Here is a 13990-nt window from a genome sequence, read left to right as displayed (position 1 = left end):
AACCCGTCCTGAACGGCGTCATAACCGTAAAAAAAAGGAGCCCGCAGGCTCCTTTTCAGGGTCAGGCCAGACGGCCGTGACACTGCTTATACTTTTTGCCCGAGCCACACGGGCAGGGATCGTTACGCCCGGTTTTACGTTCACCACCCTGGGCGGCAAGCGCCTCGGCGGCGGCGGTTTCATCATCCACGTGACTCAGCTGCTGCTGCTGTGCCAGACGTTCAGCTTCTTCGCGACGCTGCTGCTCCATCGCTTCAACTTCTTCCGGCATCCGCACCTGAACCTTGCTCAGCGTGCTGATCACTTCATACTTCAGTGACTCCAGCATTGCCGCAAACATGGCAAAGGATTCGCGCTTATATTCCTGCTTGGGATCTTTCTGGGCATAGCCGCGCAGATGGATCCCCTGACGCAGATAGTCCATCGCCGCCAGATGCTCTTTCCACAGCGAATCCAGCGTCTGCAGCATCACGCCTTTTTCGAAGTTGCGCATCATTTCGGTGCCGACAACCTCTTCTTTCGCCGCATAGCTTTCGCGCGCGCGGGTCATGATCCGTTCACGCAGCGTCTCTTCATGCAGATCCGGCTCTTTATCCAGCCACTCAGCAACCGGCAGATCGAGATCAAAATCGGTGCGCAGACGCTCTTCCAGGCCCGGCACGTCCCACATCTCTTCCAGCGACTGCGGCGGAATATAGGTGTCGATCGTCGCCTTAAACACATCCTCACGAATGCTGTTGATGGTGTCAGACACATCAGAGACATCCAGCAGTTCATTACGCTGGCTGTAGATAGCACGACGCTGGTCGTTTGCGACGTCATCATACTCCAGCAGCTGCTTACGAATATCGAAGTTGCGGCTCTCAACCTTGCGCTGCGCGTTTGCGATCGCTTTGGTCACCCACGGATGCTCAATCGCCTCACCTGGCTTCATGCCGAGTTTGCGCATCATGTTCGAAACGCGATCGGAGGCGAAGATACGCATCAGTGCATCTTCCATAGAGAGGTAGAAGCGAGAAGAGCCGGCATCGCCCTGACGACCGGCACGGCCGCGCAACTGGTTATCGATACGACGTGATTCATGACGCTCAGTACCGATGATATGCAGACCGCCTGAGGCCAGTACGGCATCGTGACGCAGTTTCCACGCCTCTTTAATCGCCTGCACCTGCTCTTCAGACGGCGCTTCCAGCGCGGCCACTTCAGCCTGCCAGCTGCCACCCAGCACGATGTCGGTACCACGACCCGCCATGTTGGTCGCGATAGTCACCGCTCCCGGCTGGCCTGCCTGCGCCACAATATCGGCTTCGCTGGCGTGGAATTTGGCGTTCAGCACGCTGTGTTTAATACCGGCGCGCGTCAGTTCATTAGAGACCACTTCTGATTTCTCAATCGAAATAGTCCCCACCAGCACCGGCTGGCCTTTTGCCGTACAGGTACGAATATCTTCAATGATGGCATCGATCTTCTCTTTCTCGGTCATGTAGACCAGATCGGCCATGTCTTTACGCACCATCGGACGGTTAGTTGGCACCACGATAGTGTCGAGCTTGTAAATCGAGCTGAATTCAAACGCTTCGGTGTCCGCCGTACCGGTCATACCGGCCAGCTTCTCATACAGACGGAAGTAGTTCTGGAAGGTGATGGACGCCAGCGTCTGGTTCTCATTCTGGATATCCGCGCCCTCTTTGGCTTCAATAGCCTGATGCAGACCATCAGACCAGCGGCGCCCCTGCATGGTACGGCCGGTGTGCTCATCAACAATGATGACCTCACCCTCTTTAACGATATAGTCGACGTCACGCGTGAAGAGCGCGTGCGCACGCAGCGCAGCGGTGACGTGATGCATCAGCATAATATTAGTTGGCGAGTAGAGCGACTCGCCCTCTTCCATAATGCCCTGGCTGACCAGCAGCTCTTCAACTTTGACCAGGCCGCGCTCAGTCATGTGCGCCTGACGCGCTTTCTCATCGACCCAGAAGTCGCCTTCTCCCTGAAAGTTGTCAGAATCTTCTTTTTCCTGACGAACCAGGTGCGGGATGATTTTATTGACCTTGATATAGAGATCGGAGCTATCTTCCGCCGGACCCGAAATAATCAGCGGCGTACGCGCTTCATCAATCAGAATGGAGTCGACTTCATCCACCAGCGCATAGTGCAGCTTACGCTGTACGCGCTCTTCCGGGCTGAATGCCATGTTGTCGCGCAGGTAGTCAAAGCCATATTCGTTATTGGTGCCGTAGGTGATATCAGCCGCGTAAGCTTCACGCTTGGCAACCGCAGGCATGCCTGGCAGGTTGATACCGATACTCAGGCCCAGAAACTCAAACAGCGCGCGGTTGTTCTCTGCATCACGTTGTGCCAGATAGTCGTTGACGGTAACTACGTGCACGCCTTTGCCGCTCAGCGCGTTCAGGTAAGCGGGCAGCGTGGCGGTCAGCGTTTTACCTTCACCGGTACGCATCTCCGCAATGCACCGCTCATTCAGCACCATACCGCCAATCAGCTGCACATCGAAGTGGCGCATGCCAAATACGCGCTTACTCGCTTCGCGTACGGTGGCGAACGCTTCCGGGATCAGGCTCTCCAGCGCTTCGCCCTTTTCCAGACGCGCGCGGAATTCATTGGTTTTGGCTTTCAGTTCATCATCTGACAGTTTGACGAACTCAGGTTCCATCTTATTGATGACATCTACAGCTTTGCGCATGCGGCGCAGCGTACGATCGTTGCTGCTGCCAAACACTTTCGTTAACAGTTTGATTAACATGTTCAATTTTTCTCTTATCAGCCGGGATATCGCGGCCGGTTAACTCTTAAAAAGGGGAAAAGGGGGCGTAATCAGGCAACGAAAGGTCCGGCGCGGATACCATCGCTGGTAGCCTGCCAGTCAGCAACGGCATGAGCTATCGGAGAGTGATAGCAGGCGTACGGCAGTGTCAGATGCGCGGGCTGCGGCTGCACAGGCGATGTCAGCAGCGCCTGCAGCGAATCAATCAGCGCCAGCTTCTGTACGGCAAGCGGCAGCGCGATTTCAGCTTCAGCTTCGGTGGCCGGTGACAGACTGAATGAGAGGTGGCGGATCACCGTGCGGATAGCGTGCTGATGCCAGTAATCGACATTAGCGCCAGGCCGACGGGCGCTCTCCTGCAGCCGGATCAGGTGATCAAAGTGAACCACATTGCCGGTGAACAGGCTGCTGACCGGGGAGTCGCTGGCGGAAGGCTCGGCGTTTTGCGCGCAGGCAGGCAGGCCCAGACTGGCCGCCACCATCCCCAGCAGGAGATGTGGCCAGAAATAGCGCCTGCCTAATTGTCGCCAGCGTGAAAAGAGTCCGATCACAATCCGTCCACAACGTTAATAACACATCCATGCGGCTGACATGCTATCAGCCCGCTTATATGAGCGCCAGATAATAGCACTTATGTACGGCTTCCACAGCAGAGATCGGGCGGCTTACGGCGGATTTCACGCTTTTCGTACAGCATTTCACCAGACAGGCGGGCATTTTGCGGGCGGGCTTCCACGCCATCAGAGAGGCGAAAAAAAACGGCGGATACCGCTGACCGGAGAGAGTGTCAGGGTATCCGCCGTTCTTATGACCGGCTGTTAAGCCAGGACTAAATTAGGTGCTTTAAACGCCAGCGGCAGCTCAGCTTCATCTTCGAAGGTGGCCCACTCCCAGGCTTCCTGTTTCGCCAGGACAGCCTGCAGCAGCTTGTTGTTTAACGCATGGCCTGATTTAAACGCCGAAAAGGCACCAATCACGTTGTGACCACACATAAACAGATCGCCGATAGCATCCAGCATTTTGTGCCGTACAAACTCATCTTCAAAGCGCAGGCCATCTTCATTCAGCACGCGGAAATCATCAAGGCCAATCGCACAATCTAAACTACCGCCCAGGCACAGGCCTTTAGACTGCAGATATTCAATTTCACGCATAAAGCCAAAGGTGCGCGCACGGCTGATCTGGCGGACAAATGCCTCAGCCGAGAAGTTGAGCTGGTAACGCTGCGAGCTTGAATCGATAGCCGGATGTTTGAAATCGATAGTGAAATCGAGCGAGAAACCGTTATACGGTTTGATCTCAGCCCACTTATCACCATCTTCTACCCGTACCGCCTGCTTAACGCGTACAAATTTTTTCGCGCTGTTAAGCTCTTCCACACCTGCATCCATCAGCAGGTAGACGAAAGGTGCTGCGCTGCCATCCATAATTGGAATTTCTGGTGCATCGACTTCCACAATAATGTTATCGATACCCAGACCCGCCAGCGCGGCGTTCAGGTGTTCAACCGTTGAAATACGTACGCCTTCATCGTTCACCAGGCAGGTACTCAGCATGGTGTCGCGCACGTATTTTGCATCAGCCGGGAAATCAACCGGTGGATTCAAGTCGGTGCGACGATAGATGACCCCGGTGTTAGCCGACGCAGGGCGTAAAGTCAGCGTGACTTTTTTGCCGGTATGTAAACCGACGCCAGTCGCCTGAACAATACGTTTTAGTGTCCTTTGTTTGATCATCGCATTATCTCGCAATATTACCATCCGACCGCCAGTATAAATTACCGGCGGGCGAAGACTTTAGCACAAAGAGCGGGAAATCCCAATTATCAGCTTATTCTTAATCTGCCTGTTTACGCAGGAACGCTGGAATATCGAGATAGTCAGGCTCTTTACCGGAAGCGGCCGGCTGTTCGTTAACAACTTTCGCAGCAGGTTTCTGCTCCTGCGGCAGCGGCGCCATGCCGTGCTGCTGATAGCGGTGATCCATAACCGGTTGCGAAGCAGGTTTATTGGTCACCAGAGTGATTTCCGGACGCTTATCCATACCGATGCCGGTGGCCACGACGGTGACACGCAGCTCATCATTCATCTCTGGATCCAGTGAGGTACCGATAACCACGGTCGCATTGTCAGAAGCGAATGCGCGGATAGTATTACCGACGGTTTCAAACTCATCCAGACGCAGATCGAAGCCGGCAGTGATGTTGACCAGCACGCCACGTGCGCCAGAGAGGTCGATATCTTCCAGCAGCGGACTGGAAATTGCCATTTCAGCAGCTTCTTCAGCACGATCTTCACCGCACGCCACGCCAGAGCCCATCATGGCATAACCCATTTCTGACATCACAGTACGCACGTCTGCAAAGTCGACGTTCATCAGACCCGGACGGGTAATCAGTTCAGCAATACCCTGAACCGCACCTTTCAGTACATCGTTTGCTGCGCCAAAAGCGTCCAGCAGCGAGATACCGCGGCCCAGCACTTTGAGCAGTTTGTCATTCGGGATGGTGATCAGGGAGTCAACGTGCTTGGAGAGCTCAGCAATACCCTGCTCAGCAAACGCCATACGTTTTTTGCCTTCAAAGTTGAACGGCTTGGTCACGACAGCAACGGTCAGAATCCCGAGATCTTTAGCCACTTCAGCGACAACAGGCGCAGCACCGGTACCGGTACCGCCGCCCATACCGGCTGCGATAAACACCATGTCTGCCCCATCCAGCGCAGAACGCAGTGCTTCGCGATCTTCTTCCGCTGAGGTACGACCGACTTCCGGGTTAGCCCCTGCGCCAAGACCTTTGGTGATATTGGTCCCGATCTGGATCGTCTGGCCGACCGCTGTTTTACGTAACGCCTGAGCGTCCGTGTTTACAGCAAAGAATTCCACACCTTCGATACGCTCGCGCACCATGTGCTCTACGGCGTTGCCACCGCCACCGCCGACGCCGATGACTTTAATCACCGCGTCATTGGTTAATTCCATAGGTTCAAACATGATTTCTCTCCGTTATGTGCCTGTTCGCCTGGAGATCATAAACATTGCCAGCATGATCTCCTTTTATCAAAATTAAAACTCTTTCTTCAGCCAGCTGTTGATTCGTTTAAACCAATTGCCAACTGAAGCACGTTTTTCTGTTTCTGCGTCACCGTTCAGGTGTGACTCTTTACCATAGTGCAGCAGGCCCACCGCCGTGGAGTAGTAAGACTCCTGAGCGTAGTCGGTCAGGCCCGTAATATTCAGCGGCTGGCCGATACGCACCTGCGTATGAAACACGCGTTGTGCGCAGGCTGCCAGACCTTCAATTTGCGCCGCGCCGCCGGTTAATACAATACCGGCAGCAAGATGATGCTTCACACCCTGCTGGCGCAGCTGCTCCTGCAGTTGCAGAATCTCGTCGTTCACCAGATTCAGCAGTTCGGTGTAGCGCGGCTCAATGACTTCAGCCAGCGTCTGACGCTGCAGGCTGCGCGGCGGACGTCCGCCTACGCTTGGCACTTCTACATTCTCATCTTTGCCGACAATCGATCCCAGCGCGCAGCCGTGGCGTACTTTGATCGCCTCAGCGTCAGTAGGCGGTGTACCAAACGCATAGGCGATATCGCTGGTCACAACGTTCCCGGCATAGGGGATCACCTTGGTATGACGCAGCGCGCCGCCGGTATACACCGCGATATCCATTGTACCGCCACCGATGTCGACAACACAGACGCCCAGCTCACGTTCATCTTCTGTCAGGACAGAAAAGCTGGAAGCCAGTCCGGCAAAAATCAATTGGTCAACTTTAAGTCCGCAACGTTCAACTGCTTTTACGATATTTTTCGCCATATCGTTGTGACAGGTGATTAAATGTACTTTGGCCTGCATACGGACGCCGGATAAGCCCACCGGATTCTTGATGCCCTCCTGGTAGTCAATGGCATACTCCTGCGGGATGACATGCAGAATGCGATGCTCATCACGTACGCGCACTGATTTAGCCGTATGGACAACGTTTTCCACATCATCCTGAGTCACTTCCTCTTCGGAAATCGGAACCATCCCGATTTCGTTCTGACAGCTGATGTGTTTGCCCGATAAAGCAAGGTAGACCGACGAAATCTGGCAATCCGCCATCAGTTCCGCCTGATCGATGGCGCGCTGTACGCACTTCACCACCGATTCCAGATCGTTTACGCCGCCTTTGTCCATACCCCGCGACGGGCAGCTGCCCACCCCGATAATATTGACCATACCATCAGGCAGAATTTCTCCAACCAGGGCGGCAACCTTCGCGGTGCCAATTTCAAGTCCTACTACCAGTTTTCTGTCCGTTGCCTTGATCATTATGGTTTAGCCTGTGCCTGGTTCTGTTGCTGATTACTGTCCTGTGGCTCAATCGGTGCCGGAACCCAGCCTACTGCGGCGCCAGAGTCATAGCGTAGATCAACATAATCAACACGCTTGCTTTCATTCTGGCCCTGCAGCTGCAGCTCCGGATAGAGCTCAATAAAACGGTTCAGACGCTTCATGGTATCGCTCCGTCCCAGTTCGATGCGGATATCGTCCCCGGTGACCAGCTGCCATGAGCGACGCGCCGTCATCGACGCGACCTTCAGGGTAAACTTGCTGGCCTGGAGCACATCCCGCAGGGAGTGATAACCCGCCAGCACCTCTTTTTCACTGCCTTCCGGTCCATAGAGCATCGGCAGATTCTCTTTGCCGACATGACTGGCCGGAACGCTGAAGGAGACGCCATCGGCATCTACCATGTGCGAGTCGTTCCAGCGTGCAACCGGAACATACTCCACCAGATTTATCTTCAGCTCATCAGGCCACTGCTTGCGCACGCTGACCTGTTTAATCCAGGGTAATCGTTCAATCTGTTGCTGAATGATATCCACATTCTGCGACATAAAGGTCCCCGGGGCGCCCAGTGACAGAATCGCCTGGCGAATATCATCATGCGTGGTGTAGTGGGTTTGCCCCGTTACGACCAGCTTTGATAGCGGCAGACGTGAAGCGTCATTCATCCACTTCAGGACCACCAGGCCACCGGCTATCATGGTGCCCAGCACCAGCAGCAGAAACACAATGCCAAACAGCCGTGCGCCGTTGCTGCGCCCGGTGCGGGCTCGCTCCTGAGGTTCGCGGTTGCGTACGCGTAGCGCTGCCTGAGACATATCAGTCAGCCAGCGCCAGGATACGCGTTACCAGCTGCGGAAAGCTGTAACCCGCCTGCCGTGCCGCCATCGGAACCAGACTATGGCTGGTCATGCCCGGCGACGTATTGACCTCCAGCAGCTGAAAACGGCCTTCGCTATCGGTCATGACATCCACGCGTCCCCAGCCACTGCAGCCCAGCGACTGCCAGGCAGCCAGCACCAGCTTTTGCAGTTCAGCTTCTTTTTCTGCACTCAGACCGCTGGGACAGAAGTACTGAGTATCGTCAGAAATGTATTTTGCTTCATAGTCATAGAAAGCGCTGGCTGTTTTAATTTTAATGGATGGCAGGATTTCTTCCCCGACAATTGCCACGGTATACTCATCACCGCTTAAAAAAGCTTCAATCAGTACATCGTTGTCGTGGCGAAACGCTTCATCCAGTGCCGCTGGCAGATCGTCAGCGCGCTCAACCCGGCTGATGCCTACGCTGGAGCCTTCACAGCTCGGCTTAACAAACAGCGGTAAACTCAGCGCGTCAATAGCGGTAGCGGTCTGCGCATCGATTCCCTGCTGATACTGCTCCCGGGTCAGCCAGATAAACTTGCCTGACGGCAGTCCCCTGCCCTGCCACAGTAGCTTGCTGCGCAATTTATCCATGGTGATAGCAGAGGCCATCACGCCGCTGCCCGTGTAGGGTAGCTGCATAAAGTCCAGCACGCCCTGCAGCGTACCATCCTCACCACCGCGCCCGTGCAGCGCAATAAAGACTTTGTTAAACCCCTGCTCTTTGAGCGTCAGCACCGATACATCACGAGTATCCACACCGTGCGCATCAACGCCCATTTCCTGCAGGCCAGCCAGCACTGCGCTGCCTGAATTCAGTGACACCTCGCGCTCTGCTGAGGTGCCGCCCATTAATACGGCGACTTTATCAGCCATGACGCGCCTCCTGGTTCGGTGCAGGCTGCAGCTGGCTTTCAGCCAGCCGGCGCGCGATTTTGCCGATGTTGCCTGCGCCCTGCACAATCACTAAATCGTCACCTGACAGCAGGGGAGCCAGCGCATCCGGCAGGGCGTCATGCTCAGTCACCAGAATCGGATCGACTTTGCCGCGACTGCGAATTGCCCGGCAGAGCGAACGGCTGTCGGCACCCGGAATCGGTGCCTCTCCGGCCGGATAGACCTCCAGCATCAGCAGTACATCCACCTGGGAGAGCACGCTGGCGAAATCGTCAAACAGATCGCGGGTGCGGGTATAGCGATGCGGCTGGAACACCATCATCAGCTTTTTATCCGGCCAGCCGGCGCGCGCTGCCTTGATCGTGACATCCACTTCGGTCGGATGATGACCATAGTCGTCAACCAGCATCGCGCTGCCCGGCTTGCCGTTTACGGCAGCAGTATCAAACTCACCCAGCACGTCAAAGCGGCGACCAGTGCCCTGGAAACTCTCCAGCGCCGCGAGAATGGCCGCATCCTCAATGCCTTCCTCACTGGCGACCGCTACGGCTGCCGCCGCGTTAAGGGCGTTATGGCGGCCTGGTGCATTCAGAGTAACCTGCAGCAGCGGTTTATCATGCCGGCGCAGGGTAAAATGCCCCTGCGCACCGCGCTGCTCATAGTTCTCTACCCGTACGTCCGCATCGTCGCTAAAGCCGTAGGTGGTAATCTGGCGACCCACGCGCGGGATCAGGTCGCGGATCACGACATCATCCACACAGAGCACCGCGCGACCGTAGAACGGCAGATTGTGCAGGAAATTGATAAAGGTCTGTTTCAGGTTCTCAAAATCGCCCTGATAGGTATCCATGTGATCCGCTTCGATGTTGGTCACAATGGCGACCATCGGCTGCAGATGCAGGAAAGAGGCGTCGCTCTCATCCGCCTCAGCAATCAGGTAGCGGCTGGTACCCAGCCGCGCATGCGTGCCTGCTGCTTTTACCAGGCCGCCGTTCACAAAGGTCGGATCCAGGCCACCTTCCGCGTAGATACTGGTGACCATGGCGGTGGTGGTGGTTTTACCGTGCGTACCGGCAATGGCGATGCCGTGGCGGAAACGCATCAGCTCGGCCAGCATCTCTGCGCGGCGGATCACCGGAATACGCTGCTCGCGCGCCGCCACCAGCTCGGGATTATCCTGCGCCACCGCGGTTGACACCACGACCACGCTCGCGTCGGTGACGTTCTCCGGACGATGGTTAAAATAGATAGTCGCCCCCAGCGAAGCAAGATGCTGGGTCACCGCGTTGGGCGCCAGATCGGATCCGCTGATGTGATATCCTTCATTCGCCAACACTTCGGCAATACCGCCCATGCCGGCACCGCCGATGCCAACAAAGTGGATGTGCCGGACACGTCGCATCTCGGGCACAATTGAACGCAGTTTTGCCAGTTGTTGTGTATTCATCGCTCTCTGTTACCTGTTTTCCTGTTCGCACCCGCATACGGATGCAGGCCTATTCATCAGGCCCGAAAATTTACTTTGCAGCGCGCGCCACTTCACGGGCAACGCGTTCGGTGGCATCCGGGATCGCAACCTGACGGGCCTGTTCAGCCATGGTCAGCAGCGTCGCGCGGTCCCACTGGCGCAGCGTCTCCGCCACCCCTTCCGCAGTAAACTGCGGCTGCTCAAAAATTCTGGCCGCGCCCGCGTTTTCCAGCGGCAGCGCATTCCAGTATTGCTGGCGATCTTTATGCTGAAACGGCACGAAAATAGCCGGCAGACCTGCCGCAGCAATTTCGCTCACCGTCAGCGCACCTGAGCGACATACCACTACGTCCGCCCAGGCGTAGGCAGCGGCCATATCGTCAATAAATTCTGTGACCTTATGCTGCGGCTGACCTGCAGCCTGGTACGCCTGCTGCACTATCGCCTGGCCGCCTCTGCCGGTCTGATGCCAGAGGGTAATGGCGTCGCCCAGTTCGGCGGCGACCTGAGGCAGCGTCTGGTTCAGGATCCGGGCGCCCTGACTGCCGCCAACGACCAGCACCCGCAGCGGACCGCTGCGATCGCGCAGGCGTTCAGCCGGCGACGGCAGCGCCAGCACATCGGTGCGCACCGGGTTGCCGACAATATCGGCTGCAGGGAACGCCCCGGGAAACGCCTGCATCACTTTGGTTGCAATTTTTGCCAGCCACTTATTGGTGAGTCCGGCGATACCGTTCTGTTCGTGGAGCACGACCGGGATACCGCAGCTCCATGCCGCCAGACCACCCGGCCCGGAGACATAGCCGCCCATGCCCAGTACCACGTCGGGCTGCCACTGTTTCATGATGCGGCGCGCCTGACGCCAGGCGTTGAAAATACGTACCGGGGCCAGCAGCAGCGCTTTGATCCCTTTGCCGCGCAGTCCGCTGATGCGGATGAAGTCGATCTCAATACCGTGTTTCGGCACCAGATCCGCTTCCATCCGGTCAGCCGTTCCCAGCCAGCGTACCTGCCAGCCCTGCTCCATCAGATGATGTGCCACTGCCAGACCGGGAAACACATGTCCGCCGGTTCCGCCAGCCATGACCATCAGCCGTTTGCTACTCATCGGGCACCTCGGGTAAACGCCTGCGCTTTCGCCAGGCGCGTTTCATAATCGATACGCAGTAAAAATACGATGGCGGTCGACATAATAATCAGACTCGATCCCCCGTAGCTGATCAGCGGCAGCGTCAGGCCTTTTGTCGGCAGCATACCGGCTGCCGCGCCGACGTTAACCAGTGCCTGGAAGCTAAACCAGACGCCAATTGAGCAGGCGAGAAAGCCGGAAAAACGCTGGTCCAGCTCAAGGGCGCGACGGCCAATCGACATCGCGCGAAAAGCGACGAAGAATACCATTAACAGGGCTAAAACCACACCGACATAACCGAGCTCCTCACCGATTATCGAGAAGATAAAATCGGTGTGCGCCTCCGGCAGATACTCCAGCTTTTGCACTGAGTTACCCAGCCCCTGCCCCCAGAATTCACCGCGGCCAAACGCCATCAGCGACTGCGTCAGCTGATAGCCGCTGCCAAACGGATCTTCCCACGGATTCCAGAACGAGGTGACGCGGCGCATACGATAGGGTTCGGCGATAATCAGCAGCACCACGGCAAAGATACCGGAGCCGATGATCGCAAGGAATTGCCACAGTTTGGCCCCCGCGAGAAACAGCATCGCCAGCGTGGTCACAAACAGCACAACCACCGTCCCGAGGTCCGGCTGCGCCAGCAGCAGTACGGCGAGGATCACCATAACGCCCATCGGCTTACAGAATCCCCAGAAGTTGTTACGCACCTCTTCCACTTTGCGCACCAGATAGCTGGCGAGATAGCAGAACAGCGAGAGCTTTGAGAGTTCCGCCGGCTGGATACGCAGCGGCCCCAGCGCAATCCAGCGCGATGCCCCGTTCACCGAGCTGCCCACGACCAGCACAATCAGCAGCATCAGCACGGACGCCACCAGCATGGCGTTGCTGTAGCGCTGCCAGAAATCCATCGGAATACGCAGGGTGACCAGCGCCATACCGAGAGCCAGCAGGATGTAAAACGCGTCGCGCTTGGCAAAATAGAAGGGATCGTCGTTCAGACGCTGTCCTACCGGCATGGAGGCGGACGTCACCATCACAAACCCGATAATAGCCAGACCAAACGTCAGCCATAAGAGCGTGCGATCGTATAGCACCACCGGTGCGTCGTCGCCATCGCGTGCGCCCATAACCCAGTCGCGCAGACGCACGGACAGGAAACTGGCAATAGCGGTTCCGGGTATACGCATCAGCCAGACTCCTTCGCCAGTTGCGCGAAGAGATCGCCGCGCTGCTCAAAATTACGAAACTGATCGAGACTGGCACAGGCGGGAGAAAGCAGCACCATGTCACCAGACTGAGCCGCCGTTGCAATCTGTGCGACCGCCTGCTGCAGCGTTTCGGTACGTGTCGCGACCTCTGGCCGCAGCGCGGCCAGCGCATCGCCATCGCGGCCATAACAGAACAGGCGGATATTATCGCCCTGCAGATAACGCGCCAGCGGTGAGAAATCCGCGCCTTTGCCGTCGCCGCCGAGCAGCAGCCAGAGCGTGCCCGCTACCTGTAATCCCTGCAGCGCCGCTTCGGTACTGCCAACGTTGGTGGCTTTGGAATCGTTGACCCAGCGCACTCCGCGCGCTTCATGTACTAGCTGGAAGCGGTGCGGCAGACCGCTATAGGTCGTCAGCGCTTTCAGGCTCGACGCGCGCGGGATAGCCACTGCATCTGCCAGCGCCAGCGCAGCCAGCGCGTTAGTGTAGTTGTGCTGCCCCACCAGCTTCATCTCAGCGGTGTTCAGGATCTTTTCACCCTGGGCGCGCAGCCAGGTACTGCCCTGCTGCCGGGTCAGATGATAATCGCCCAGGTCGACACCAAAGCTGATACAGCGCCGATCGGCGCCGCGCACTGGCATAGTCATGCCATCATCGGCATTAACGACACAAATCGCCGCGTTTTCATAAATACGTAACTTGGCGGCGCGATACTGCTGCATGCCCAGCGGATAGCGATCCATATGATCTTCCGTCACGTTGAGGATCGTGGCAGCTGCTGCTTTCAGACTGTGTGTGGTTTCCAGCTGAAAGCTGGAAAGCTCCAGTACATAGAGCTGAGCAGGCGATTTCAGCAGCGTCAGCGCCGGCAAGCCGATGTTGCCACCCACGCCCACCGCCCAGCCTGCTGCGCGGGCCATTTCGCCCACCAGCGTAGTGACCGTGCTTTTACCGTTGGAGCCGGTGATGGCCACAACCGGCGCCTGCGCTTCGCGGCAGAAAAGCTCAATATCCCCCACGATCTCAATACCAGCGTCCGCTGCTTCGCTCAGCGCCGGGTGCGCCAGCGCAATGCCGGGGCTGGCGACAATCAGATCGGCGGCCAGTAGCCAGTCGCTGTTGATACTGCCGGTATGACACGCTACCTGCTCCGGCAGCTTATCCAGGCCTGGCGGTGAGAGACGGGTATCCATGACGCGTGGCGTAACGCCCTGCCCCAGGAAGAAATCGACACAGGAGAGGCCGGTAATACCCAGCCCGATAATGACAACGTTTCTGCCCCGATAGTCAGCCAT

General features: G+C 56.9%; 11 protein-coding genes. All 11 read right to left on the bottom strand.

Features of this window, described 5'->3' with window-relative positions; all coding sequences use genetic code 11:
• Nucleotides 1-61 precede the first annotated feature (61 nt).
• A complete protein-coding gene (gene secA / locus DBY66_RS10275; protein ID WP_071669073.1) occupies nucleotides 62-2767 on the bottom strand; it encodes a preprotein translocase subunit SecA in 2706 nt (901 codons plus the stop codon).
• Between the two features lie 71 nt (nucleotides 2768-2838).
• Nucleotides 2839-3339: a secA translation cis-regulator SecM gene (gene secM / locus DBY66_RS10270; protein ID WP_039382596.1), complete on the bottom strand. Its 501-nt coding sequence runs from the start codon at nucleotides 3337-3339 to the stop codon at nucleotides 2839-2841.
• Nucleotides 3340-3606: 267 nt separating this feature from the next.
• A complete protein-coding gene (lpxC, locus tag DBY66_RS10265; RefSeq protein WP_039382593.1) occupies nucleotides 3607-4524 on the bottom strand; it encodes a UDP-3-O-acyl-N-acetylglucosamine deacetylase in 918 nt (305 codons plus the stop codon).
• Between the two features lie 100 nt (nucleotides 4525-4624).
• Nucleotides 4625-5779 (bottom strand): cell division protein FtsZ, encoded by a 1155-nt coding sequence (gene ftsZ, locus DBY66_RS10260; RefSeq protein ID WP_039382590.1) that lies wholly within the window; start codon nucleotides 5777-5779, stop codon nucleotides 4625-4627.
• Between the two features lie 72 nt (nucleotides 5780-5851).
• Nucleotides 5852-7108: a cell division protein FtsA gene (ftsA, locus tag DBY66_RS10255; protein WP_039382588.1), complete on the bottom strand. Its 1257-nt coding sequence runs from the start codon at nucleotides 7106-7108 to the stop codon at nucleotides 5852-5854.
• Nucleotides 7108-7944: a cell division protein FtsQ gene (gene ftsQ, locus DBY66_RS10250; protein WP_071669074.1), complete on the bottom strand. Its 837-nt coding sequence runs from the start codon at nucleotides 7942-7944 to the stop codon at nucleotides 7108-7110. The genes ftsA and ftsQ overlap by 1 nt, the downstream gene beginning before the upstream one ends.
• A gap of 1 nt (nucleotide 7945) precedes the next feature.
• On the bottom strand, nucleotides 7946-8866 hold the full coding sequence (locus DBY66_RS10245) for a D-alanine--D-alanine ligase (RefSeq protein WP_039382584.1): 921 nt from the start codon (nucleotides 8864-8866) through the stop codon (nucleotides 7946-7948).
• A complete protein-coding gene (murC, locus tag DBY66_RS10240; RefSeq protein WP_104085541.1) occupies nucleotides 8859-10334 on the bottom strand; it encodes a UDP-N-acetylmuramate--L-alanine ligase in 1476 nt (491 codons plus the stop codon). Before murC ends, DBY66_RS10245 begins: the two co-directional genes overlap by 8 nt.
• A gap of 70 nt (nucleotides 10335-10404) precedes the next feature.
• Complete coding sequence (gene murG / locus DBY66_RS10235; protein ID WP_039382580.1) at nucleotides 10405-11463, bottom strand: undecaprenyldiphospho-muramoylpentapeptide beta-N-acetylglucosaminyltransferase; 1059 nt, start codon at nucleotides 11461-11463, stop codon at nucleotides 10405-10407.
• Nucleotides 11460-12674, bottom strand: coding sequence for a cell division protein FtsW (gene ftsW, locus DBY66_RS10230; RefSeq protein WP_039382578.1), 1215 nt, complete (start codon nucleotides 12672-12674; stop codon nucleotides 11460-11462). The genes murG and ftsW overlap by 4 nt, the downstream gene beginning before the upstream one ends.
• Entirely contained in the window at nucleotides 12674-13990 is a 1317-nt protein-coding gene (gene murD, locus DBY66_RS10225; RefSeq protein ID WP_071669075.1) for a UDP-N-acetylmuramoyl-L-alanine--D-glutamate ligase, read from the bottom strand. Before murD ends, ftsW begins: the two co-directional genes overlap by 1 nt.

Origin of the sequence: Pantoea sp. RIT413 (assembly GCF_003057675.2) — a bacterium.
Taxonomy (GTDB): domain Bacteria; phylum Pseudomonadota; class Gammaproteobacteria; order Enterobacterales; family Enterobacteriaceae; genus Pantoea; species Pantoea eucrina.
Note: the sequence above shows the minus strand (reverse complement) of the source record. Positions and strands in the feature narration are given on the sequence as shown.

What these genes read in the sequence shown, in the direction of transcription:
- ftsW (WP_039382578.1), bottom strand. Translation starts at nt 12,674, where the DNA reads ATGCGTATACCCGGAACCGCTATTGCCAGTTTCCTGTCCGTGCGTCTG.
- ftsZ (WP_039382590.1), bottom strand. Translation starts at nt 5,779, where the DNA reads ATGTTTGAACCTATGGAATTAACCAATGACGCGGTGATTAAAGTCATC.
- DBY66_RS10245 (WP_039382584.1), bottom strand. Translation starts at nt 8,866, where the DNA reads ATGGCTGATAAAGTCGCCGTATTAATGGGCGGCACCTCAGCAGAGCGC.
- ftsA (WP_039382588.1), bottom strand. Translation starts at nt 7,108, where the DNA reads ATGATCAAGGCAACGGACAGAAAACTGGTAGTAGGACTTGAAATTGGC.
- secA (WP_071669073.1), bottom strand. Translation starts at nt 2,767, where the DNA reads ATGTTAATCAAACTGTTAACGAAAGTGTTTGGCAGCAGCAACGATCGT.
- lpxC (WP_039382593.1), bottom strand. Translation starts at nt 4,524, where the DNA reads ATGATCAAACAAAGGACACTAAAACGTATTGTTCAGGCGACTGGCGTC.
- murD (WP_071669075.1), bottom strand. Translation starts at nt 13,990, where the DNA reads ATGGCTGACTATCGGGGCAGAAACGTTGTCATTATCGGGCTGGGTATT.
- murC (WP_104085541.1), bottom strand. Translation starts at nt 10,334, where the DNA reads ATGAATACACAACAACTGGCAAAACTGCGTTCAATTGTGCCCGAGATG.
- ftsQ (WP_071669074.1), bottom strand. Translation starts at nt 7,944, where the DNA reads ATGTCTCAGGCAGCGCTACGCGTACGCAACCGCGAACCTCAGGAGCGA.
- murG (WP_039382580.1), bottom strand. Translation starts at nt 11,463, where the DNA reads ATGAGTAGCAAACGGCTGATGGTCATGGCTGGCGGAACCGGCGGACAT.